Genomic DNA, 23,693 nt, shown 5'->3' with positions numbered 1-23,693 from the left:
GCATGGTGGATTCTGACGCCGCGTGGCCGTCGACGGCACCTTTCGGCAAGAGAGTGAGAGACCGGATGACCTCGAGACGACGACCGCTGCGCTGGGCGGCAGGGTCTGCAGCTGCGTGCACGCTGGCGACCGCGCTCGCTGTCACCCCTTCGTCGCTCGAATCTGGGCATGTCGAGGTCTCGCTGGCACACGCCGACGCCGCTGGTGACACCCAGGCGCAGATCGACGCGATCAACGGGCAGCTCGACGATCTGGAGCACAGTTCAGACGAAGCCGGCGATGCCGCTGTCCGTGCCCAGGGCGATGCGAGCGACGCCCAACAGGCGCTGGCTGCGGCCACGGCGCAGCTGGCAGAGCTGCAGGGCCAGATCGACACTGCACGCGCCGCCGCCGACGAGGCTCGTCGAAACAGCACCTCCGCCGTGCAGCAGCTGGCGAGAGGCACCGGGATGGAGGCTGATCCCGCTGGCCAGCTGGTGACCAGTCGCGATCCCTCGGCCGCGCTCTGGCGGCTGACCACGCTGGGGCAGGTCTCGCAGCAGACCGATCAGCGCATGACCGAAGCGGGGCAGCGTGCCAGCGAGCTTCAGGCGCTGACCGATCAGCAGCAGCAGGTGGAGTCTGAGCGGGAGCGTCTCGCCCATGAAGCCGAGAGCGACGCACAGGCAGCGACGGCAGCAGCCTCGCAGGCCGATGCGGCCGTCAGCGCGCTGCAGACTCAGCAGCAGGGGCTGCTGCAGCAGCTCGCCGACATCAAACGCACGACTGCTGCGCAAGAGGCCGAAGAACGCCGGCAGCGCGAACTCGCAGCCTCGATCGCCGCGTCGAACGAGCCGCCGGTTCCAGCCGCATCAACGCAGAGCGCACCCTCCCGCAGCACTGCTTCGGCTGCGCCGCAGACAACAGCATCGCCGAGCAGTCCGACGCCGACCCCGACCCCGACGCCGACCCCAACGCCGGCTCCGACACCGACGCCAGCCCCAAGCAGCGGTTCATCGCCGGCTGCGGCGAAGGCCTACGCACAGTCGCGCATCGCCCAGCTCGGCTGGGGCAACGACCAGTACGTCTGTCTGGTCAACCTCTGGCAGAAGGAGTCCGGCTGGCAGGTCAACGCTCAGAACAGCAGCAGCGGGGCCTATGGCATTCCGCAGTCGCTGCCCGGCAGCAAGATGGCCTCGGCGGGCGCAGACTGGCGAACCAACGCGCAGACGCAGATCGAGTGGGGGCTGAGCTACATCCGAGGTCGCTACAGCACGCCCTGCGGTGCCTGGGGTCATTCCCAGTCAACCGGCTGGTACTGAGAGTCAACCTGCTGGTGCTGATGCGCCCCGGGCTCTTCGAGGCGTCTGTCGGGGCGAGGTCGAAAGTGGACTCTTCTCACCGCAGGGTGTACATCTGATGTATGGAAGAGAACACCGTGATCACCCGAGTCCGCGAAGACGAGGCCTGGCAGCTGTTCGCTGCGAACACGCTCGGCCACCTCGGCTTCATCGTCAACGATGCGCCCGAGGTGCTGCCCGTGAACTACGCCGTGCATGATCGCACCATCCTGTTCCGCACCGCGCCCGGCACCAAGCTCTTCGGCGTGACTGCGAACCCGAAGGTCGCGTTTCAGACCGAGCAGTACACCGAGACCGGCGGATGGAGCGTTGTCGCCAAGGGCTCCGCCGAGGTGCTGACCTCGAACAGCGCCCTCGAAGCGGCCGAACAGGCAGGGCTCAGGCCGTGGGTGCCGACCGTCAAAGAGAATGTCGTGCGCATCGTGGTGAGCGAGATCGCCGGTCGACGTTTCGCGTTCGGGCCCGAGCCCGAGGCAGAGCCTGAAGGAGCTGCCTGATCGCTGCGGATGGGCCCCGATCGCGCTACACTGAGATACTGCGCTGATCCGGCCATCACCGGGGAGCATCTGGAAGAACGGCAGACCGTCGCGAACGGCTGCTCAGTAGACCCAGACGGGTCCGGCCCGACACAGCCGAAGAGAAGCGGTTCGCCGGTGCCGTCGTGAGGCGGGGCAGGCGGGCAAGCGAGGTGGTACCGCGCACGTCTTTCGCAGAAGGGCGGCGTCCTCGTGCAGGTGAACGAGCACGAGAGTGACACGCGCAATGGTCTATCCGCTTCCCAGCCCCGGCAGCGAGCATCCCGAATCAGTTCAGCCTTCGCCGAGCTTTCCCACAGTCGAGCAGGGCATTCTGGCGTTCTGGAAGGGCGCCGGCACCTTTCAGAAGTCGATCGATCAGCGTCGTGACCAGCAGGCTCCCGAGTGGGTGTTCTACGATGGCCCTCCGTTCGCCAATGGCCTGCCGCACTACGGGCATCTGCTGACCGGTTACGCCAAAGACGTCTTTCCCCGTTTTCACACCATGCGCGGTCAGCGTGTGGAGCGTCGCTTCGGCTGGGACACTCACGGTCTGCCCGCCGAGCTGCAGGCTGAGAAAGAGCTCGGCATCATCGACAAGCGCGAGATCGAAGAGACCTTCGGCATCGCGAAGTTCAACGAGGCGACCCGCGCCAGTGTGCTGCGCTTCACCAACGAGTGGCGCGAGTACGTCACCCGTTCGGCTCGCTGGGTCGACTTCGACAACGACTACAAGACGCTCGACCTCACCTACATGGAGAGCGTCATCTGGGCGTTCAAGACTCTCTATGACAAGGGCCTGATCTACGACGGCTATCGCGTGCTGCCGTACAGCTGGCACGAGCAGACGCCGTTGTCGAACCAGGAGACGAAGCTCGACGACGCCTACAAGATGCGTCAGGATCCCACGGTCACGATCACCTTCCGGCTGATCGGCGACAAGGCCGCCGCTCTCGGGCTCGAAGGCGCCAAGGCGATCGCCTGGACGACGACCCCGTGGACGCTGCCGACCAACCTCGCGCTCGCCGTCGGACCCGAGATCGTCTATGCAGTCGTGCCAGCAGGCCCGGCCGGTGCCGGTGACGGCTCGCCCGAGGGCACCCGTTTCGTGCTGGCCCGCGAGCTGGTCGGGTCGCATGCGAAGGTGCTGGGCTACGACTCGGCCGAAGCGGCGCAGGATGCCGTGGAGCGCACGCTGCTGGGCGCGGAACTCGAGCACGTGCGTTACGAGCGCCTGTTCGACTACTTCGCCGACGCGCAGCAGTACGGCACGCAGAACGCCTGGCAGATCCTGGTGGCCGACTACGTGTCGACCACAGACGGCACCGGCATCGTCCACCAGGCTCCGGCCTACGGCGAAGACGACCAGCTGACCTGCCAGAAGTACGACATCCCGGTCGTGCTCTCGGTCAATCAGGCGGGCGAGTTCCTGCCCAGCGTGCCCGAGGTCGCCGGTGTCAACGTGTTCGATGCGAACAAGACGCTGATCAAGCTGGTCAAGTCGCGCGGTCGACTGCTCGAGCAGGCGACCATCGAGCACTCGTACCCGCACTCCTGGCGCAGCGGCAAGCCGCTCATCTACATGGCGCTGCCCGCCTGGTTCGTGAACGTCACCAAGGTCAAAGACCGCATGATCGAGCTCAACCAGAAGATCAACTGGGTGCCGGACAACGTCAAAGACGGCCAGTTCGGCAAGTGGCTCGAGAACGCCCGCGACTGGAACATCTCGCGCAACCGCTACTGGGGTGCGCCGATTCCGGTGTGGAAGAGCGATGATCCCGAGTACCCGCGCGTCGACGTCTACGGATCGATCGAACAGCTCGAGCACGACTTCGGCGTGAAGGTCGACAACCTGCACCGGCCGTACATCGACGAGCTCACCCGCCCGAACCCTGATGATCCCACAGGCAAGTCGACGATGCGCCGAGTGCCCGAGGTGCTCGACTGCTGGTTCGAGTCAGGGTCGATGCCGTTCGCACAGGTGCACTACCCGTTCGAGAACAAAGAGTGGTTCGACACCCACAACCCCTCTGACTTCATCGTCGAGTACATCGGGCAGACCCGCGGCTGGTTCTACAACATGCACGTGCTCGCCACGGCGCTCTTCGACCGCCCGGCGTTCACCAATGTGATCAGTCACGGCATCGTGCTCGGCAACGACGGTCAGAAGATGTCGAAGTCGCTGCGCAACTATCCCGACGTCAACGAGGTCTTCGACCGCGACGGCTCAGACGCCATGCGCTGGTTCCTGATGTCGAGCCCGGTGCTGCGCGGCGGCAACCTGATCGTCACCGAAGAGGGCATCCGCGAGGGCGTGCGGCAGGTCATCCTGCCGCTCTGGAGCACGTGGTACTTCTTCCAGATGTATGCCAACTCGGCACGGCCCGCCGGCGCGTCGTCGGTCGGCTACGAGGCGAAGTGGCGCACCGACTCGACCGATGTGCTCGACCGCTACCTGCTGGCCAAGACCGGCGATCTGGTGCGCACGGTCGAGGTGGCGCTCGAAGGCCTCAACGGCGTCGACGCCACAGATGCCCTGCGGCAGTTCGCCGACGTGCTGACCAACTGGTACGTGCGTCGCAGCCGCGATCGCTTCTGGGTCGGTGAAGACACTGACGCGTTCGACACGCTCTACACGGTGCTCGAGACGGTCACGCGCGTTGCCGCTCCGCTGTTGCCTCTGGTCACCGAGCGAATCTGGAAGGATCTCACCGGCGGCGAGAGCGTGCATCTGCAGGACTGGCCCGACGCCGACGCGTTCCCGCATGACGACGACCTGATCGCCGCGATGGATCAGGTGCGCGACGTCTCGAGCGCCGCACTCGCCCTGCGCAAGGCAGAGCACCTCCGGGTGCGTCTGCCGCTGGCGAAGCTCACCGTCGTCGAGGTCGGTGCGGATGCGCTGGCCCCGTTCGCCGACATCCTCCGTGACGAGCTCAACGTGAAGTCGGTCGACCTCGCCGAGCTCAGCGAGCAGACCGCAGAGCGCTTCGGCGTGTCGAAGCGTCTGACCGTGCATGCGCGCGTGTGCGGCCCGCGTCTCGGGCGCGAGGTGCAGACCGCCATCAAGGGCTCGAAGACCGGTGACTGGAGTGCAGACGGCGAGCAGGTCGTCTCGGGCGGCATCGCTCTGCAACCGGGGGAGTACTCGATCGATCTGGTCGCAGACGCAAGCTCTGACGGCAGCTCCGATCATGCGGTCGGACTGCTTCCAGGCGGCGGCTTCGTGCTGCTCGACACCGTGGTGACGCCAGAGCTCGCCGCCGAGGGCTTGGCCCGAGACACCGTGCGCCAGGTGCAGCAGGCACGTCGTGCAGCCGGACTCGAGATCAGCGACCGCATCCACCTGACCCTGGGCGCAGACGACGCAGTGCGCGTGGCTCTCACTGCCAACCGCGACCTGATCGCGGCCGAGACGCTCTCGACCGAACTGCAGATCGTCACCGTGGAGGCGCTCGGCAGCCAGGCCGACCAGCCCGTCGGCGACGGCGACCACGTCGGCATCCTGATCGAGAAGGCCTGAACCTGTGACTGACGCACGCAACACCACGACAGCTGCCGCCGCTCCGACCAGTGTCGACCAGCTGACCGAGCAGCTCTACGGGCGCGCCCCGGAGAACCGCATCGAGCCACGGCTCGACGCCGTCGCTCGAGTGCTCGACCTGCTGGGCGATCCGCAGAAATCGTACCGGGTCATCCACATCACGGGCACCAACGGCAAGTCGTCGACCGCTCGCATTGCGGCGTCGATGCTCGTGTCGGCGGGCCTGCGCGTCGGCGTGTTCACCAGCCCGCACCTGGTGCGCTTCAACGAGCGCATCGTGATCGACGGCTCGCCGATCAGCGACGAGCGGCTGCTGGGCACCTGGCAGGATGTGCAGCCCTTCGTCGAGATCGTCGACGAGCAGCTGCGCGCAGAGGGCCGGGCGGCGCTGACCTTCTTCGAGGCCCTGACCGTACTCGCCTTTGCGGCGTTCGCCGACGCCCCCGTCGACGTCATCTGCCTCGAGGTCGGCGTGGGCGGTGAATGGGACTCGACGAACACCGCCGATGGCGACGTTGCGGTCTTCGCGCCGATCGCGCTCGACCACACCAAGGTGCTGGGCAGTACGATCGCCGAGATCGCGCGCACCAAGGCCGGCATCATGAAGCCAGGGGCCATCGCGGTGACCGCCGCCCAGGCACCCGAGGCGATGCACGAGCTGCAGGCGAAAGCCGACTCGCTGGGCATCACGCTGCAGCGAGCGGGCACCGATTTCGAGGTGCTGGGCGCGCAGCCTGCCGTGGGCGGGCAGGTGGTCGACGTGCGTGGGCTGGCCGGCACCTATCGCGATCTCGCCCTGCCGCTCTACGGAGAGCATCAGGCGCAGAACGCCGCGCTGGCGATCGCCGCCGTCGAGGCTTTTCTCGGTGGGGGAGACGTGCCCCTGGGCGCCGATGTCGTCGAGCCCGGCATCGCTTCGGCCACGTCGCCCGGTCGGCTGCAGGTGGTCGGCACCGACCCCACGGTGATCATCGACGCCGCGCACAACCCGCACGGAGCGCGCAGCCTGGCCCGTGCGCTGCTCGAGAACTTTCGCTTCGATCGCACAGTCGCCGTGATCGGCGTGCTGTCTGACAAAGACGCGAAGGGCTTTCTGCAGGCGCTCGACGGCGCCGTCGACGAGGTCGTCGTCACGGCCTCGCACTCGCCGCGAGCGATTCCGGCGGATGACCTGGCCGCGCTGGCCGTGCAAGTGTTCGGCATCGAGCGGGTGCGGGTCGTCGACGACGTGGAAGAGGCGCTGGACGAAGCCCGATACCTGGCGCACGAGGTCGAGCACTCCGGCATCATCGTGACCGGTTCGATCACGGTCATCGGAGAGGTGGCTGCGCTGGCCGCAGCCGACACTCCTTCGGCCGCGGCTGATGCGACGGCGGACGCCGATGTCGAGGCCGCGAAAGAGGCCCTCGAGGCGTCGGTCGCCGAAGACCTCGATGCGAACGAGATGTGGCCAGACGGTGCCGAGTCGCGGGAGCGGTTCTGAGCAGCGGGCCGCAGCACGTAGAATGAAGACGATGAAACCCCCGAACAGCGCAGACGGCGCGACGCCGAGCAGCGGTACGAGACTTCGTCAGAAGCTCTGCGGCGTGATGCTCGCATTCGAGGCGTTCGTGATCATCTTCTACACGCTGGTGCTCTTCGGCCTGCGATTGATCTCGTCACCGCTGGTCTGGTGGGTCGGCGGCGGCGCGATGCTGCTGCTGCTGCTCGCTCTGGCGTTCATGCGGCGCAGTCAGATCGGGCTCTGGCTCGGCTGGGCGGTGCAGGTCGTGCTGCTGCTCGCAGGAGTCTTCAGCGGGTTCATCCTCTTCGTATCGCTGATCTGCCTGGCCATGTGGATCTACATCATGGTCATGGCGGCGCGAGCCGACCGGGCCGCCGCAGCGCTGTCGCACGACCAACAGACCCAACACTGACGAAACACCCGAAAGGAATCGACAGATGACCACCACAGAGCAGAATCAGAGCACTCCCGACCGTACGCTCGTCCTGGTGAAGCCCGATGGCGTCGAACGCGGACTGACCGGTGAGGTGCTCGAACGCATCGAGCGCAAGGGCTACCGTCTCGCCGACATCCGATGGGTGACGCCCACCCGAGAGCTGCTCGAGCGTCACTATGCCGAGCACAAGGGCAAGCCGTTCTTCGACTCGCTCGTCGAATTCATGCTCAGCGGGCCGATCGTGGCCGTGATCTTCGCTGGCGACAACGTCGTTCCGGGCGTGCGCACACTGCTCGGAGCAAGCGATCCGACAGTGGCCGCTCCCGGGACGATCCGCGGCGACCTCGGTCGTGACTGGGGCGTCTCAGTGCAGCGCAACGTTGTGCACGCCTCGGACTCGACCCAGTCGGCCGCACGCGAGATCGGCATCTGGTTCGCCTGATCGCGCCATGTGCGCGGCTGGCCGGGCAGGCGAGCGAGAGCGCAGAAGGGGCCGCACTCGACGAGTGCGGCCCCTTCTGCGCTGGGCTGAGGCTCTGCCACGACCGTGCGGGGCGGCCTCAGCGCCTCAGAGCAGGAACTCGATCCAGCCCAGCCGGATCTCGGCGAGCACGGCGATCAGCACGAGGTTGAGCAGGCCGATGACCCATGCCCAGTGGAACAGCCAGGTGCCGAAGCGTCTGAGCGCGGCGCCGAGGTTTCCCTCGCGAAGGTTCCACGCGGTGATGTACCAGAAGCCGAAGATCATGAAGAACCAGACCTCCATGCACCACGGGCACAGGGTGCCGATGACGAAGATGCTCTGCGAGTAGAGCCACGTGATGAACACATAGCCGCCGAGCATGCCGAGGTTGAAGAGCCGCCAGTACCAGCGCGACATTCGAGCGCCGGCGAGCACGCTCACGCCGACGACGATCGGGATGATGAAGCAGATCAGGCCGAGCAGAGCGTTGGGAAAACCGAAGAGGCTGCCCTGCCAGGACTGCATGTTCGGCCCACAGGTCACCAAGATGTTCAGAGAGCAGTTGGGCGTATACGAAGGATTCTGCAGGGTCTTGACGTATTCAGTGGCCAGTTCGAAGGCTCCGAGCAGGCCGCCGAGACCGACGACGATCATCGTGGCGGCGAGTGGTTTGGAAAGGGCTGTGCCCGGACGGTTTGCAGACATGCCGCCAATTATGGCACGCAGCGGCGAACCTCAGAATCCATGCGATAATGGGCAGGGTCGCGTGAGTCGCCCTCACGCGCAGACGCGCATCACAGGCGTCGTCGACACGACGCAGATGCTGTTCAGGGCCAGGACGCCCTGCGAGAGAGCTGAATTTGGCGCATCGACCTCAGCGGTCGGGCGAACAGTTTGAGGAGCCGGCTCGGGGCGACCGAGAGTGCGGCTGGATACAGGAGTGCACCAGCGATGGTGGGTAATGAAGAACATGGGAAGAGCGGCCTCTTCGGGCAGCTCTTCGGAACAAAGCGCACGCGACGTGCCAAATCTGCCTTCGGCGACCATGAGTCCGCCGGCGGGGCGTCAGACGGTGCTGCACCGCGGCACGATGCTGAGACCGTCGCGGCGGCGCACGCTGATGTGACCGCTGCGGTCGCGCCGACGGCGGCACCTGACACAGATCGCCATGAGCCGGCAGATGCAGCTCTGGAAGGCGCCCGGCCGGCCGATGAAACAGCTGCAGCGACTCCAGCCGCCGACGCTGCTGCCCAGCCAGAGGCTGCTGATGATGCGAGTGCGGAGGCCGCGTCGACCGACAGCGTCGCACCTGAGGCCGATCCGCTCGCCGAGATCACACCGTTCTCACCGTTCAGCGTTCGCGATGCGGCCCCGATCACGGCACCTGCCGCACCGGTCGTCGAGATCGTCGCACCGATCGAGCTGACGTTCAAAGAGCCCGAGCTCCCCGATCGTGACGATGACGAAGAGCCCGACCTGCCCGAACACGTCGAGAGCGTGCGTCGCCGCACTCGAAAGCGCGACGGCAGCCGTCGGTCTCGCCAGAGCGACGACGATGCTGACGAGCAGAGTCAGGAGAGCAGCCCCCGCAGCCACCGTGAGACGCCGACCAAGGTCAAAGGGTCGACACGGCTCGAGGCGAAGAAGCAGCGCCGCAATGCCAGCCGGGATGCGGGGCGCCGTCGGCAGAGCGTGACAGAGGTCGAGTTCCAGGCCCGTCGTGAGGCCGTCGACCGCCAGATGATCGTGCGCTCGACTGAAGATCGCATTCAGATCGGCGTGCTCGAAGATGACATCCTGGTCGAGCACTATGCGGCCCATTCCCGAGATCTCTCGCTGATCGGCAACGTCTATCTCGGCCGCATCCAGAACGTGCTGCCCAGCATGGAGGCCGCCTTCGTCGACATCGGCCGCGGGCGCAACGCCGTGCTCTACTCGGGCGAAGTCGACTGGGAGGCCGCCGAGGTCACCGACAAGCAGCGCCGCATCGAGATGGCGCTCAAAGCCGGAGACACCGTGCTGGTGCAGGTCACCAAAGACCCGGTAGGTCACAAGGGCGCCCGTCTGACCAGTCAGATCTCGCTGCCCGGACGCTACCTGGTGTACGTGCCCGGGGGCTCGATGAGTGGCATCAGCCGCAAGCTGCCCGACAGTGAGCGTTCGCGTCTGAAGAAGACGCTGAAAGAGATCCTTCCCGAGAACGTGGGCGTCATCGTGCGCACCGCGGCCGAGGGCGCGACGAAGGAACAGCTCGAGCGCGACGTCACCCGGCTGCAGCAGCAATGGGAAGAGATCCAGCGTCTGCGCGAGACGCAGCAGGCTCCGGCACTGCTGCACACCGAGCCGAACCTGCTGATCAAAGTCGTGCGAGACGTCTTCAACGAAGACATCACGAAGATGGTCATCAGCGGAGGAGACGCCGAAGCGACCATCGAGAAGTACCTGCACACGATCGCACCCGATCTGGTCGATCGCGTCGAGCACTACAGCGGCGACAAAGACATCTTCGACGCCTACCGCATCAACGAGCAGCTGGCGAAGGCGAGCGAGCGCAAGGTCTTTCTGCCGTCGGGCGGCTCGCTGGTGATCGACCGCACTGAGGCCATGACGGTCATCGATGTGAACACCGGCAAGTTCGTGGGCTCAGGAGGCAACCTCGAAGAGACCGTCACGAAGAACAACCTCGAGGCGGCAGAAGAGATCGTCCGACAGCTGCGTCTGCGAGACCTGGGCGGCATCGTCGTGGTCGACTTCATCGACATGGTGCTCGAGTCGAACCGCGATCTGGTGCTGCAGCGTCTGATCGAGTGCCTGGGTCGCGACCGCACCAAGCATCAGGTGGCCGAGGTGACCTCGCTGGGCCTGATCCAGATGACTCGCAAGAAGATCGGCATCGGCCTGGCCGAGACGTTCACGCAGCTCGGCGAGAGCTCCGACTCCGTTCAGGGCACGCACGGCTCGCAGAGCGGCAAGCCCGGTTCGGCTCGCAAGCCGCGCAGCAAGAAGACGCAGACCGTGAAGTCGGTGAAGAACACCCTGAACGCGAACGTGAAGAACGCCGTCGCACAGGTCGCAGCGAGCACGATCGCCCAGACCGCATCGACGCCGGCTGCCGAGGCGCGGGCCGTCGAGGCACCAGCACCGTCTGCGGCAACTCCTCAGCCTGCGTCAGCGCACCACTCGCACGAACCCGCTGGTCCCGCGTCACCTGCGGAGTCTGGCAGCAGTGGGTCGGTGACGGCGGCACACGCATCGACAGAACGTCCTGCGTCTGTCGAGACGCATGCTCAGGCGAAGTCCTGGCAGCAGGCAGAGCCGACCCAGCATCCGCAGCGACGCTCGGAGCTCGCATCGGGCCGCCGGTCGCGTCGGGCATCGGCTCCTGCTGGTCCGGCACGAGCCGACATCGACCTCGACCTCGACCTGCCGAAGCCGAAGACGCAGCATGTGTCAGAGGCCTCGCCCGAGAAGCCGGTCGACCGTGACGCGCTGCTGGCAGACGTGCTCGCGCACCTGCCGGAAGGTGCCCGCACGCCGAACTCAGGCAAAGAGACGCGAGGCCAGAGTTTTCGGCAGAGCTCGGGTGGTGAGCGTCAGGACTGAGACACGCGGTCGCGGGTGTTTGACCTGCAGACAAACAATTGAGTAATATTGAGTGTTGGCTCGGGCTGGTTCTGCCGGCGAGTGAACACAGACTTCAAGACAAAGGATGACACGTGGTTTATGCAATCGTGCGCGCCGGCGGGCGTCAGGAGAAGGTCGAGGTCGGCACTGTCGTGACTGTCGACCGTGTTCAGGCAGATGAGCAGGGTGCTGTGGAGCTTCCCGCTCTGCTGCTGGTCGACGGAGACAAAGTCACCTCGAAGACCGAAGAGCTCGCCAAGGTCAAGGTGACCGCCGAGGTGGTCGAAGACCTGCGCGGCCCCAAGATCAACATTCAGCACTTCAAGAACAAGACCGGTTACCGTCGGCGCCTCGGGCACCGCTCAGAGCTGACCAAGCTCAAGATCACCGGCATCAAGTAACAGCGAAAGGCGTCCTCTCATGGCACATAAGAAGGGTGCGAGCTCAACTCGCAACGGTCGCGACTCAAACGCACAGCGCCTCGGCGTGAAGCGCTTCGGAGGGCAGGAGGTCAACGCCGGCGAGATCATCATTCGTCAGCGTGGCACGCACTTCCACCCCGGAGCCAACGTGGGCCGCGGCAAAGACGACACGCTCTTCGCGCTCGAGACCGGCTCAGTCCAGTTCAGCAGCAAGGGCCGTCGCCGCGTGGTGAGCATTCTCACCGCTGCGGAGTGACATTCCGTTTTTCAGCATGATCGAGGCGGGCTCGCATAGCGAGCTCGCCTCTTTCGCACCTCAAGGAGCACATCCCATGGCACTCAGCTTCGTCGACGACGTCGTGCTGCACGTCACGGCAGGTGACGGCGGCGACGGCTGTGCGTCAATCCGCCGCGAGAAGTTCAAACCGCTCGCGGGGCCTGACGGCGGCAACGGCGGTGATGGCGGCAACGTCATCCTCGAGTCCGATCCGCAGATCACCACGCTGCTGGCCTACCACCGCCGGCCGCATCAGCGGGCCGACGGCGGCGGCTTCGGCATGGGCGACTATCGCGACGGCTATGCGGGTCAGGATCTGATCCTGCCCGTTCCCGTCGGCACGGTCGTGCGCGACGCCGATGGCCAGATGCTCATCGACCTCGACCAGCCGGGCATGCGCTACACCGTGGCGCAGGGCGGCATCGGCGGTCTCGGCAACAACTCGTTGGCGTCGACCAAGCGCAAGGCCCCCGGTTTCGCCCTTCTCGGCACTCCGGGTTGGAGCGGCGATGTGCGCCTCGAGCTCAAGACCATGGCTGATGTGGCACTGGTCGGGTATCCCTCGGCGGGCAAATCGAGTCTGATCGCCGCCATGAGCGCGGCCAAGCCGAAGATCGCCGACTATCCGTTCACGACTCTGGCCCCCAACCTGGGCGTGGTCGAGGCGGGCGATGTGCGCTTCACCGTGGCCGACGTGCCCGGGCTGATCGAAGGCGCCAGTGAGGGCAAGGGGCTGGGCCTCGACTTTCTGCGACACGTGGAGCGCTGTGAGGCGCTGGTGCACGTGCTCGACTGCGCGACCATCGAGCCGAATCGCGATCCGATCAGCGACCTCGACACGATTCTGGCCGAGCTCGCGAAGTATCCCGTCGCCGAGGGAAAGACGCCCCTCATCGATCGCCCGCAGCTCGTGGCCCTCAACAAAGTCGATGTGCCCGAGGCCGAAGAGCTGGCCGAGTTCGTCACCGATGAGCTGCAGCAGCGCGGATTCCGCGTGTTCCAGGTGTCTGCGGCCACGCGTCGCGGTCTTCGCGAGCTGACCTTCGCGATGGGCGGTCTGGTCGCCGAGGCCCGTGCCGCGCAGCGCGCGGAGGCCGAAGCCGAGGCCGAACAGCCGGAGCGCATCGTGATCCGCCCACGTGCACGACGTCGTGAGGCCGAGTTCACGGTCTCTCGCGAGACCGGCCCCGACGGCGAGTACTTCCGCATTCTCGGCGCGAAGCCCGAACGATGGATCGCCCAGACGATGTTCGACAACGACGAGGCGGTGGGGTACCTCGCCGATCGGCTGAACCGCTTGGGCATCGAGCAGGAGCTGTTCCGCGCCGGTGCACGTGCCGGCTCGGCCGTCGTCATCGGCCCGGGCAGCGACGAGCGCATCTTCGACTGGGAGCCCTCGATCACCTCCGGCGCCGAGATCGCTGCACCCCGTGGTGAAGATCTGCGTCTGAGTGACCACTCGCGTCCGACCCGCGCCGAGAAGCGCGTCGAATACTACGAGCGAATGGACGCCAAAGCCGCCGCTCGGGCCGAGCTGCAGGCCGAACGCGAAGCCGGCCTGTGGACGGAGGATCGCGAGCGGACGAGGGCGACCACAGCATCCGCCGAAAGCTCGAAAGATGTGGCGGATGCTGCGGGCGCGGCCGCCGGAGACGCTGCAGCCGAAGGTGGGCAGCGGTGAGCGCCGTCATCTCGCAGTCTGGGATTCCGAGCGCTCGACGCGTCGTCGTCAAGGTCGGCTCGTCGTCGATCACCGGTGAGAACGAGCATCAGCTCGGCCACCTGGTGTCGGCGCTGGCGCAGCTGCATGAAGGCGGTGTCGAGGTCGTGCTGGTGTCATCCGGTGCGATTGCGACCGGGCTGCCGCTGCTGAACCTCAACGGTCGACCCGCTGACCTGGCGACGTCGCAGGCCGCGGCCGCCGTCGGTCAGGCGCGACTGATGTACCGCTACGAGTCGGTGTTCGACGCCTTCAGCGTGACGACCGCCCAGGTGCTGCTCACGGCGAGCGATATCGACGATCGTCGGCATCGCCGTCAGGCGCAGCAGACCATCGATCGGCTGCTCGACCTGCGAGTGCTGCCGATCATCAACGAGAACGACACTGTGGCGACGCATGAGATTCGCTTCGGCGACAACGATCGGCTGGCGGCGCTCACCGCAGTGCTGGTGCGCGCCGATGCGCTGGTGCTGCTCTCAGACGTCGATGCGCTCTATGACCGACCGCCGCAGCGCCAGGGCTCGATGCCGCTGCACTTCGTCGCGCACGACGACGATCTCGAGCACATCGAGGTCTCACCGGTCACCGTCAACGGCGTTGGCACTGGGGGAGCGGTCACGAAGATCGCCTCGGCCAGGGTCGCGACCGAAGCAGGCATCCCGGTGCTGCTCACCTCGACCGAGCATGTCGCAGACGCACTCTCGGGGCACTCGATCGGCACCTGGTTCGAGGCACGCCCGGTGGTCGGGCACGAGCTCACCGACACCGGAGCCCTGCAGACGATCGAGTCGGTCACGCACGAACGCTGAGGCTCACGGCGGACAGAGCTGCGAATCTGAGCATCTGGACACCTCGCGCACACGTCGCTCACAGAAATCGCTCAGTATGCTCGAAGCAGTTCTTCATGAGAACGCCCGGATTATGCTTCGCGGGCACTCGCACGAAGTTCCCGGGGTGAGACCCCGGTGAGAGAGATCGGAGAGCCTATGAACGAGTCAGCTGCCAGAACAGACAAGCACGACGTGACTGTGCTCGTCGTCGACGACGAGCCGAACCTGCTTGAGCTGGTCGCTTCGGCCGTGCGATACGAAGGCCTGAACGTGATGACCTCGCTCAACGGGCGAGGTGCGGTCGAAGCCGCTCGCGCCACCCGACCTGACGTGGTCATCCTCGATGTGATGCTGCCCGATCTCAGCGGATTCGAGGTGCTGCGCAAGCTGCACGAGATCGACGAGAGCATCCCGGTGATCTTCCTCACGGCCCGCGATGCGGTCGAGGATCGTATCGCGGGGATCACCGTCGGCGCAGACGACTACCTGACCAAGCCGTTCAACATCGAGGAGCTGATGGCGCGCGTGCGCGGCCTGCTGCGTCGTTCGCGGCACTGGATCGAAGAGGAGCACGACCCAACTGTCGTCGTCGGCGATCTCACGCTGAACGAAGACTCATATGAGGTGACTCGCGGCGGCGACGACATCAAGCTCACCGCGACCGAATTCGAGCTGCTGCGCTTTCTGATGCGCAATGCGAAGAAGGTCATGTCGAAGACACAGATTCTCGATCACGTCTGGCACTACGACTTCGGCGGCGAGGTCAACGTCGTCGAGCTGTACATCTCGTATCTGCGCAAGAAGATCGATCACGGGCGCGAGCCGATGATCCACACCGTTCGAGGCGTCGGATACGTGCTGAAGCCCGCAGCATGACCGACCGCGGGGCCCCGCGCACCTCGTACCAGCCGCATGGCGCACTCGGCACGGCCCGGAGCAAGAAGCGCGGTCTGCTGCGGCACTGGCGTCTGCTGCCGCTGAGCAAGACGCTGCCGATCATGCTCGCTGCGCTGCTGTTCTCGAGCGTGGCGCTGATCGCAACCGTGACCACCTCTGCGCTGAACACCTCGCTCTACGGGCAGCTCAACACCGAGTTGAGCCTCGCGACCGAGCGTGCCCGAGCCACAGACGTGGCCAAGGGAGATGCAGTGGTGCGCCCCGATGACTCGGTGCCCCCCGGCCTGGACGTGCGCACGCAGCGGGCGCACACGATCATCGTCGACCTTCGAGCGGGCACCCTGAGGGCGGGGTACATCGACGACGGCGAGACCCCGACGTTTCACCAGCTCGACTCCGACCAGGTGGCGATGCTGCTGAAGGTGCCGGTCGACGGTGGCTTCTACGACGTGCCGCTGCCCGATCTCGGCACCTACCGGGCCGTCGCGATCAACGACCGCACCGGTGCTCGACAGGTTGTCGCGATCTCGCAGGAGGCCGTGGCCAACACGATCGCGCAGTACATGGTCGTGCAGATGATCGTGATCGCGCTGGCGGGCATCGGCGCGCTGCTGCTGGGCTGGAGGCTCATGCGCCGCGCTCTGCACCCCCTGGAGGTGGTCGCGCGCACGGCGCAGAGCGTGGCCGGGCGTGAGCTCGCCACCGGAGACGCGGCGCTGAGCGAGCGCATCCCCGAGGTCTTCGTCGACGACGTGACCGAGGTGGGGCGCGTGGCGGGCAGCTTCAACCGAATGCTCACGCACATCGACGATGCCTTTCGGGTGCGTCGGACCAGCGAGACGAAGCTGCGTCGCTTCGTCGCAGACGCCAGCCATGAGCTGCGCACGCCGCTCGCATCGATTCGCGGCTACACCCAGCTCGTGCTGCGCGACGCCGACACGCTGCCACCGCACGCGGCTGAGCAGCTGGGGCGGGTGCGCAGCGAGTCTGAGCGCATGTCCGACCTGGTCGAAGACCTGCTGCTGCTCGCGCGCCTCGACAACGAGCCGGTGATCGAACGTGAAGAGGTCGACCTGCGCGGTCTGCTGATCGACGCGGTGGCCGACGCGCACGCAGCAGGGCCGAATCACCACTGGCAGCTCGACCTCGACGCCAGCCGGCCGCTCGAAGTGCTGGGCGACGAGAACAGTCTGCGTCAGGTGCTGGTCAACCTGCTCGCGAACTCCCGCACGCATACGCCGGCCGGTACGAGCGTGGTGCTCGGCGCTGCGATCGCAGGCGACGACGTGCGCATCGAGGTGCGCGACGACGGCCAGGGCATTCCCGCGCAGATGGTCGACACGATCTTCGACCGATTCGTCAAGGCCGACGACTCGCGCACACCGGGGCAGGGCTCCACAGGGCTCGGCCTCTCGATCGTGCAGGCGCTCGTGCACGCGCACGGCGGCAGCGTCACGGTGGCGTCGACTCCGCAGCGCTTCGACGACGACGGCAGGCCGATCGACGGCGACCACGGCACCACGTTCACGGTGCTGCTGCCGCGCCTGCGGCATCCGCAGCAAGACGACGGTGCCGGTGCGCACGACGCCGACGATGCGAGCCACGATCAGGGCTGATCGCGCGGGCGCGGTGTCATAGACTGTGAGGCATGTCAGCAGACCAGTCACGGGACGACCAATCACAGCTCACCGGCGAGGCGGCTCTTGAATCCTTGCGACCGCGGCTGCAGGCTGCGAGACAGGCAGGCCGCTCGCTTGCGACGCGCACGTCAGAGATCAAAGACGCTGCGCTCGAGGCGATCGCCCGAGCGCTCGTCGACAACGAGTCGCGCATTCTCGCAGCCAACGCCCGCGATCTCGATCGCGCGGTCGAGACCGGCCTGCCGCTGCCCATGCACGACCGTCTTCGGCTCGATCATGACCGCATCGTGGCGCTCGCCGACGCGGTGCGCGTCGTGGTGGGGCTGACCGATCCAGTCGGCACGCTCGTGCGCGGCCATCGGCTGCCGAACGGAGTGCGCATCGAGCAGGTTCGGGTGCCCTTCGGCGTGCTGGGCGTGATCTACGAGGCGCGTCCGAATGTCACGGTCGACATCGCCGCCCTCGCGATCAAGAGCGGCAACGCCGTGGCACTGCGCGGTGGGTCGGCTGCGCGCGACACCAACGACGTGCTGGTGCAGGTGCTGCGCGATGCGATCGGCTCGGTCGGGCTGCCGGCGGATGCCGTGGTGAGCGTTGACGACCATGGTCGCGCCGGCGCTGACGCCCTGATGCATGCGCGTGGGCTGATCGACGTGCTGATTCCGCGCGGCGGCAAGGCGCTGATCCAGCGGGTCGTGCAGACCTCGACGGTGCCGGTCGTCGAAACCGGCGACGGCAACGTGCACGTCTACCTCGATGCCAGTGCCGATCTGCAGCACGCGGTCGACATTGTGGTGAACGCGAAGACCCAACGGGTGAGCGTATGCAACGCCGCCGAGACGGTGCTCGTGCACCGAGATGCCGCCGAGCGTGTTCTGCCCGCCGTGCTGGCCGCGCTGCACGACAAAGACGTCACGATTCACGGCGATGAGGCGGTTCAGGCGATCGACTCGTCCGTGACCCCGGCGACCGAACACGACTGGCAGACCGAATACCTCGCGCTCGAGCTGGCGGTGCACGTCGTCGATTCGATCGACGAGGCGATCGAGCACATCAACCGCTTCTCGACGCATCACACCGAGTCGATCATCACCGAAGACTACGCGAACGCCGAGCGCTTTCTCGCCGAGGTCGACTCGGCTGTGGTCATGGTCAACACATCGACGCGTTTCACCGATGGCGGTCAGTTCGGCTTCGGCGCCGAGGTCGGCATCTCGACGCAGAAGCTGCATGCGCGCGGTCCCATGGGACTGCCCGAGCTCACGACCACGAAGTGGCTCGTGCGGGGCGAGGGGCAGATCAGACGCTGATCGTCGATCGGCGCGTGGCGGGCCCACGGCCTCGCGTGTACGGATGACGTCTCATGATCCTCTATCATTGGGGTGAGTAGTCAGAAGATGAGGACACAATGTTTGCAACTGTCGTGAACGTACTTGCCGCTGAACCGGTGGAGCACTCGATGCCGATGCCCCCGTGGGGCTTCGCGCTGATCGCCGCCGCATTCTTCATTCTGCTGGGCCTCATCGTGTTCAGCTACCGTGACGTCAACAACCGGCACCACGACGAGGTCGTGCCGCCGCTTCCTGAGCTGGCCGCCGGTTCAGAGACGCACCAGGGGCACTGAGCTCCGCCAGTCGCGTGCACACACAGACCACCGCGCATCGTCGTCGGCGCATCGGCGTCATGGGCGGTACCTTCGATCCGATCCACCATGGCCACTTGGTGGCTGCCAGCGAGGTCGCGAACGCCTTCGACCTTGACGAGGTGGTGTTCGTTCCCACGGGGCAACCGTGGATGAAAGCCGACCGTCGCGTCACCGACGCCGACCAGCGCTATCTGATGACGGTGATCGCCACGGCTTCGAACCCGCGTTTCACGGTGAGCCGGGTCGACATCGACCGGGCCGGTCCGACCTACACGATCGACACGCTCCGCGACCTGCATCGTCTGCGACCCGAAGCAGAACTCTTCTTCATCTCTGGGGCCGATGCCATCGCACAGATTCTGACGTGGAAAGACAGCGAAGAGCTCTGGAAGCTCGCACATTTCGTCGCGGTCAGCAGGCCCGGTCATCCACTCTCACTTTCGAGCCTGCCGCATGACGACGTAAGCTTGCTAGAGATACCTGCGCTTGCGATATCGTCGACAGACTGTCGGCGGCGTGCGCGCCGTGGTCAGCCCGTGTGGTACTTGGTGCCAGACGGCGTTGTCCAGTACATCAGCAAATACGGACTGTATCGGGATGAGGACTAAGTGGCCGAAGAACATCAGCTGACGCGGCGAGAGCTGCGTGCACGAGAGCGCGCGGCTCAGCTGGCTGCCTCCGAGGCCGCAGCGACGAAGACTCCGAGCGAGGCGTCGAAGAGTCAGAACGACGACGTGAAGAAGCCGGCGGCGAGTGGGCATGTGAACTCGGCCGCAGCGTCGCAGCCGCGCACCACCTCGGCGCCGACACCGCCTGCGCAGAAGTCGCCCGAGACGACGTCACGAAGTGCCGAAGCGCATCGCGCCCATCACCGGCATGGAGCCCAGCAGACTGAGACAGTGCGCCCGTCGACGACACGCCCGAAGGCGTCGACGAGCACGGCCGCCGCGCCGAAGCCTGCCAGCTCGGCCGGGTCTGCCTTCGTGAAGTCGGCCACACCGGCGACAGCCAAGCCCGCTGCACCCGTCGAAGCGGCGCGCCCGAGAGGCAAGTCTGCCGGCGGCCAGACAGCGTCGGTCGGCTCTGCGACCAAGACGCCGGCCCCGACCAAGACACCGGCCCCGCAGGCCGCAGCATCCGCGTCGGCACCACGTCGTCGTCGGCCGCTGCTCGCCGATGATCCGGTCACCGCGAGAACTGAGGTCGAACACTCCCTCACGAAGTCGAAGCCGGCCAGCAAGCCGGTCATCATCACTCCTGCGACGTCTGACAGCGACGTTGATGCTCGGATCGCTCCCGACAAGCCCACTATCACGACCGGGCCTGCAACGGCCAGCGTCTTGGTGCTGCCGAGTACGCCCGAGCAGAACAGTCTGGCTCTGCCGCTCGACTCGACCGGTGACGTGCTGATCACGACCGGCTCGATCACCCTGCCTCAGCTGACCACTGACACCGGCGTCATCCCGGCCGCATACGAGAAAGATCGCGGCGACCCGCTGGCAGACACCAGCGACTCGGTGCCCGTGACCGACGAGACTCGACCGGTGTCTGCGGTCGAGACGGTGCGTCGCTATGAGACCGACCGCATTCTGCCCGAGAACTCACAGCACGATCGCATGAACAAACTGTCGATCGGCCTGCTGATCGGCGCCGGTGTGCTGCTCATTGCCGCCACCGTGTTCGTGTTGCTGCGGATCTTCGGCGCATGACGGCCACCGCAGAGGCGAAACGCCTGGCACAGATCGCCGCCCAGGCCGCACTCGACTTGAACGGGCATGACATCGTCGCGCTCGACGTCTCGGGAACGAACCCGTTCGCAGACATCTTCGTGATCGTCACCGGCTCAAGCGATCGCAACGTCGTCGCCATCGCCGATGCCGTGCAAGACGCCATGGTCGAGAACGGTGTGAAGATGCGCGGCCGCGAGGGGCGCGAACTGGGGGAGTGGGTGCTGCAGAACTTCGGTGACGTGGTCGTGCACACCTTCCAGGCCGAGTCGCGCGATTTCTATGCGCTGGAGCGCATCTGGAACACCGCGCCCGTGGTCGAGCTTGAGCTGCATGATGGTGCGCAGAGCGCGTCTGCTCGCTGAATCGGGTGCTGACCTCGTCGCTGCGGCTGACGAGGCAGATGCCCCTGAGCGGGGTGTTTTTCGTCGCTGGCTGGGAAGGCATCCGCGCATGCTGCGCATCTGGCGGACCGGTGTCGCCGGCTTCGGCGGGTGCGTGCTGGTGCTCGGCGTCGTGCTGCTGCCGCTGCCTGGCCCCGGATGGGTTGTGATCTTCTTCGGTCTCGGCATTCTCTCGACGGAGTTCGCCTGGGCCGCCAAGGCGCTGAAGCCGCTCAAGAGGCTCTGGACGTGGCTGAGCTCTCGGTTGGAGCGGCGCCGTGCACGGCGTGGCTGAGTGCGCGGATGAAGCAGCGTGGTGAATAGCGTGGCTGAGTGGTGCGCGGTTCGACGAGCGTCGTGGGCAGCGTGGCTGAGTAGCGCGGTTCGAGCGACGTGGCGAATAGTCAGTGGTTTCCACTGTGACGAACCGTGGCAAAGCAGAGACTCGGCGGCCGTGGAGGATCTTCGTGACTGAGCTGTTGGCGACTGATTTCGGCAGGTATCTACAGATCGAGTTGCAAACCGTCGCTACTTCAGTCTAAGATGATCGAGTTGGCTGAAACGCCGTGAGGTGTTTTCAAAGCTCCGAAAGGGGCCTGTGGCGCAGCTGGTAGCGCACCTGCATGGCATGCAGGGGGTCAGGGGTTCGAGTCCCCTCAGGTCCACACGAGATGGTTGAGACATCACTCGTAACTTCAGAAATCCCGCCAGGTGCAACTGGCGGGATTTCTGCGTTTCTGGGGCCGCCCAGCATGTCAGGCGGTTTCAGGGCAGCGCATGCGCCATGCATTCTCGTTCACGGGGGCATCTGTGTCTTTTTGGGGCATCTGTGTTTGGGGGCATCTGCGTGGGGTTCATCTGTGCGCAGCGGGCAATGCAGTGCTATGCCCTGCGGAGACGCCCAGCAGAGGCTGTCTGTGCCTCTGTCTCTGTGCTGATCAGCGGTGTGCCGTGGCACGGATCCGCTCGGATGCACATGGTTCTGCTGAGATCAGGTGAATCTGGGCGGAACGGTGCCATGTTCGACAAATCCGTGCTGCGCTGGGGCAAGGACAGTGGGCTCGGCAGCGAGAGGGCAACAATTGCGCGAGAGGGCAGTCATGAAGACTGGGGCGCCCAGATGCCGGGAGCTGGGATAGTGTTGGTGCCAGCCTGCGCCAGTACGCAGAACACCACACCCAGCCGCGCCCACCCACGACTGAGAGCAGACCGCATGACTGATGTCGCGCATCCACAGAATGATTCGACGCCCGCTGCGACGACCTCGTCGCTCTACATCGACGGCGCCGCGCGTTCGACCGTCGAAACGACGGCCATCACGGATCCGGCGAGGCCGACCCGCATCGTCGGCCGCGCTGCGGCGGCGTCGACCGCAGACGTGGCAGACGCCGTTACCGCAGCGAAAGGCGCATTTGCGCAGTGGTCGGCGCTGACGCCGCAGGAGCGCGCCCGCCTCATGACCGAGGCCGTTGCCGACATCGCGACCGACCGTGATGGGGATGCCGCGCTGCTGTCACGAGAGAACGGCAAGATCGTCGCCGAGGCGTGGGTCGACGCACTCGTCTTCGAGCTGCGCTGGCGTCAGGCGCTCACCCTGGCCGATCAGGTCGATGCGGCTGCCGTGCTGCATGCCGAGCCCGGAGTTCCGGTTGAGACGACGGTGACGTATCAGCCACTCGGTGTGGTCACGGTGATCGTGCCATTCAACTGGCCGCTGGCGATTCTCGCGGCGTCGCTGCCGTATGCGCTGCTGGCCGGCAACACGGTGATCGTGAAGCCGCCACTGACCGCGCCGCTGGCGACCGCGCGGCTCGTACAGCGGGTGGCCGAGCGTCTGCCTGCGGGGGTGCTGAACGTCGTGACCGGCGCGGATGCCCATATGACGGGGCTGATTCGCAACGACGACGTCGCGAAGGTCTGCTTCACCGGCAGCGTCGGCGGCGGGCGGCGCATGATGGCGCTCGCCGCGCCCACGCTGACCCGTGTGACGCTGGAACTCGGCGGCAACGACGCAGCGATCGTCTTCGACGATGCCCCGCTCGACGAAGAGCATCTCGACCGGCTCTTCCACGCGGTGTTCGACTCGACCGGGCAGATCTGCATGAACGCCAAGCGCATCTACGTGCATCGCTCGCGCCTCGACGAGCTGGTGGCCGGGCTGTCAGAACGGCTCGAACAGGTCGTGCTCGGCGACGGGACCGACCCGAAGACGACGATGGGGCCGCTGCACTCGGCGGCGCAGAAGGAGTTCGTCGACGCGCTGATCGCCGAGGCGAAAGCCGACGGGGCCGACGTGCGTGAGTTCGGCGAGCTGCCGGGAGGTGAGCTGGCGGCAGGGAACTTCGTGCGGCCGGCCATCGTGGTCGAGCCGGCGACCCAGCTGCGCGTGGTCGCCGACGAACAGTTCGGGCCGGTGATTCCGGTGATCGCCTTCGACGACGAGGCCGAGGCGATTCGCCAGGCCAACGACAGCTGGGCGGCGCTGGGCGGCTCGGTCTGGACGATGGATGGGGCGCGGGCCCGGCGGGTCGCTCGCCAGCTGGTCTGCGGGTACGTGTGGGTCAACGACCATGGCGCGAACCGGCTCGATCTGCGCGCGCCGTTCGGCGGACTCAAGTCGTCGGGTATGGGGCGTGAGCAGGGGCTGGACGGCCTGCGCGACTTCCAGGACCCGCGGGCGGTCGCGGTGCTGGAATCTGAGACGCTCGAGTCGGCATAGTCGAGGC

At 66.2% G+C, this 23,693-nt stretch carries 21 protein-coding genes and 1 tRNA gene; 21 read left to right on the top strand and 1 reads right to left on the bottom strand.

The genetic code is table 11. The features are described 5' to 3' along the window. The first annotated feature begins 65 nt into the window (after positions 1-65). From LRX77_RS01920 to ndk, 6 genes are all read left to right on the top strand, one after another. Positions 66-1,301, top strand: a complete 1,236-nt coding sequence (locus tag LRX77_RS01920) for a hypothetical protein (RefSeq protein ID WP_231831165.1) — start codon at positions 66-68, stop codon at positions 1,299-1,301. A 101-nt stretch (positions 1,302-1,402) separates the two neighbouring features. Beyond that, complete coding sequence (locus LRX77_RS01915; protein ID WP_231831164.1) at positions 1,403-1,837, top strand: pyridoxamine 5'-phosphate oxidase family protein; 435 nt, start codon at positions 1,403-1,405, stop codon at positions 1,835-1,837. Between the two features lie 265 nt (positions 1,838-2,102). Continuing rightward, complete coding sequence (gene ileS / locus LRX77_RS01910; protein ID WP_231831496.1) at positions 2,103-5,378, top strand: isoleucine--tRNA ligase; 3,276 nt, start codon at positions 2,103-2,105, stop codon at positions 5,376-5,378. Between the two features lie 4 nt (positions 5,379-5,382). Then, positions 5,383-6,882, top strand: a complete 1,500-nt coding sequence (locus LRX77_RS01905; RefSeq protein ID WP_231831163.1) for a bifunctional folylpolyglutamate synthase/dihydrofolate synthase — start codon at positions 5,383-5,385, stop codon at positions 6,880-6,882. Positions 6,883-6,913: 31 nt separating this feature from the next. Continuing rightward, positions 6,914-7,315, top strand: a complete 402-nt coding sequence (locus LRX77_RS01900) for a DUF4233 domain-containing protein (RefSeq protein ID WP_231831162.1) — start codon at positions 6,914-6,916, stop codon at positions 7,313-7,315. A gap of 25 nt (positions 7,316-7,340) precedes the next feature. Further along, positions 7,341-7,781 (top strand): nucleoside-diphosphate kinase, encoded by a 441-nt coding sequence (ndk, locus tag LRX77_RS01895; RefSeq protein ID WP_231831161.1) that lies wholly within the window; start codon positions 7,341-7,343, stop codon positions 7,779-7,781. A gap of 126 nt (positions 7,782-7,907) precedes the next feature. Here ndk and LRX77_RS01890 read toward each other — a convergent pair whose 3' ends face one another. After that, complete coding sequence (locus tag LRX77_RS01890; RefSeq protein WP_231831160.1) at positions 7,908-8,507, bottom strand: vitamin K epoxide reductase family protein; 600 nt, start codon at positions 8,505-8,507, stop codon at positions 7,908-7,910. Positions 8,508-8,753: 246 nt separating this feature from the next. On the opposite strand from LRX77_RS01890, the gene LRX77_RS01885 reads away from it, so the two are divergent. The 15 genes from LRX77_RS01885 (at position 8,754) to LRX77_RS01815 (ending at position 23,686) form a co-directional block, all read left to right on the top strand. After that, positions 8,754-11,405: an Rne/Rng family ribonuclease gene (locus tag LRX77_RS01885; protein ID WP_231831159.1), complete on the top strand. Its 2,652-nt coding sequence runs from the start codon at positions 8,754-8,756 to the stop codon at positions 11,403-11,405. Between the two features lie 113 nt (positions 11,406-11,518). Continuing rightward, entirely contained in the window at positions 11,519-11,827 is a 309-nt protein-coding gene (rplU, locus tag LRX77_RS01880; RefSeq protein WP_231831158.1) for a 50S ribosomal protein L21, read from the top strand. 19 nt (positions 11,828-11,846) lie between these two features. Then, complete coding sequence (rpmA, locus tag LRX77_RS01875) at positions 11,847-12,104, top strand: 50S ribosomal protein L27 (RefSeq protein WP_158031103.1); 258 nt, start codon at positions 11,847-11,849, stop codon at positions 12,102-12,104. Between the two features lie 76 nt (positions 12,105-12,180). Further along, positions 12,181-13,806: a GTPase ObgE gene (obgE, locus tag LRX77_RS01870; RefSeq protein ID WP_231831157.1), complete on the top strand. Its 1,626-nt coding sequence runs from the start codon at positions 12,181-12,183 to the stop codon at positions 13,804-13,806. Next, positions 13,803-14,654, top strand: coding sequence for a glutamate 5-kinase (gene proB, locus LRX77_RS01865; RefSeq protein ID WP_231831156.1), 852 nt, complete (start codon positions 13,803-13,805; stop codon positions 14,652-14,654). Before obgE ends, proB begins: the two co-directional genes overlap by 4 nt. Positions 14,655-14,831: 177 nt before the next feature. After that, positions 14,832-15,551 (top strand): response regulator transcription factor, encoded by a 720-nt coding sequence (locus LRX77_RS01860; protein ID WP_231831155.1) that lies wholly within the window; start codon positions 14,832-14,834, stop codon positions 15,549-15,551. Continuing rightward, positions 15,548-17,188: a sensor histidine kinase gene (locus tag LRX77_RS01855; protein WP_231831154.1), complete on the top strand. Its 1,641-nt coding sequence runs from the start codon at positions 15,548-15,550 to the stop codon at positions 17,186-17,188. Before LRX77_RS01860 ends, LRX77_RS01855 begins: the two co-directional genes overlap by 4 nt. Positions 17,189-17,220: 32 nt before the next feature. Continuing rightward, a complete protein-coding gene (locus LRX77_RS01850; protein ID WP_231831153.1) occupies positions 17,221-18,522 on the top strand; it encodes a glutamate-5-semialdehyde dehydrogenase in 1,302 nt (433 codons plus the stop codon). Positions 18,523-18,620: 98 nt separating this feature from the next. Continuing rightward, on the top strand, positions 18,621-18,836 hold the full coding sequence (locus LRX77_RS01845) for a hypothetical protein (protein ID WP_231831152.1): 216 nt from the start codon (positions 18,621-18,623) through the stop codon (positions 18,834-18,836). Positions 18,837-18,850: 14 nt separating this feature from the next. Further along, on the top strand, positions 18,851-19,465 hold the full coding sequence (nadD, locus tag LRX77_RS01840) for a nicotinate-nucleotide adenylyltransferase (protein ID WP_331716122.1): 615 nt from the start codon (positions 18,851-18,853) through the stop codon (positions 19,463-19,465). Then, the gene (locus LRX77_RS01835) at positions 19,466-20,566 is read left to right on the top strand and encodes a hypothetical protein (protein WP_231831151.1); all 1,101 of its coding nucleotides are present in this window, start codon (positions 19,466-19,468) and stop codon (positions 20,564-20,566) included. It abuts the gene before it with no gap. Then, the gene (rsfS, locus tag LRX77_RS01830; RefSeq protein WP_231831150.1) at positions 20,563-20,949 is read left to right on the top strand and encodes a ribosome silencing factor; all 387 of its coding nucleotides are present in this window, start codon (positions 20,563-20,565) and stop codon (positions 20,947-20,949) included. The genes LRX77_RS01835 and rsfS overlap by 4 nt, the downstream gene beginning before the upstream one ends. Further along, positions 20,918-21,262, top strand: a complete 345-nt coding sequence (locus tag LRX77_RS01825) for a TIGR02611 family protein (protein ID WP_231831149.1) — start codon at positions 20,918-20,920, stop codon at positions 21,260-21,262. The genes rsfS and LRX77_RS01825 overlap by 32 nt, the downstream gene beginning before the upstream one ends. Positions 21,263-21,559: 297 nt before the next feature. Then, a tRNA-Ala gene (locus LRX77_RS01820) sits at positions 21,560-21,632 on the top strand. Between the two features lie 548 nt (positions 21,633-22,180). Next, positions 22,181-23,686, top strand: a complete 1,506-nt coding sequence (locus LRX77_RS01815) for an aldehyde dehydrogenase family protein (RefSeq protein ID WP_231831148.1) — start codon at positions 22,181-22,183, stop codon at positions 23,684-23,686. Positions 23,687-23,693 lie beyond the last annotated feature (7 nt).

The organism is Pseudoclavibacter sp. 13-3 (genome assembly GCF_021168475.1).
Lineage (GTDB): Bacteria > Actinomycetota > Actinomycetes > Actinomycetales > Microbacteriaceae > Pseudoclavibacter_A.
Note: the sequence above shows the minus strand (reverse complement) of the source record. Positions and strands in the feature narration are given on the sequence as shown.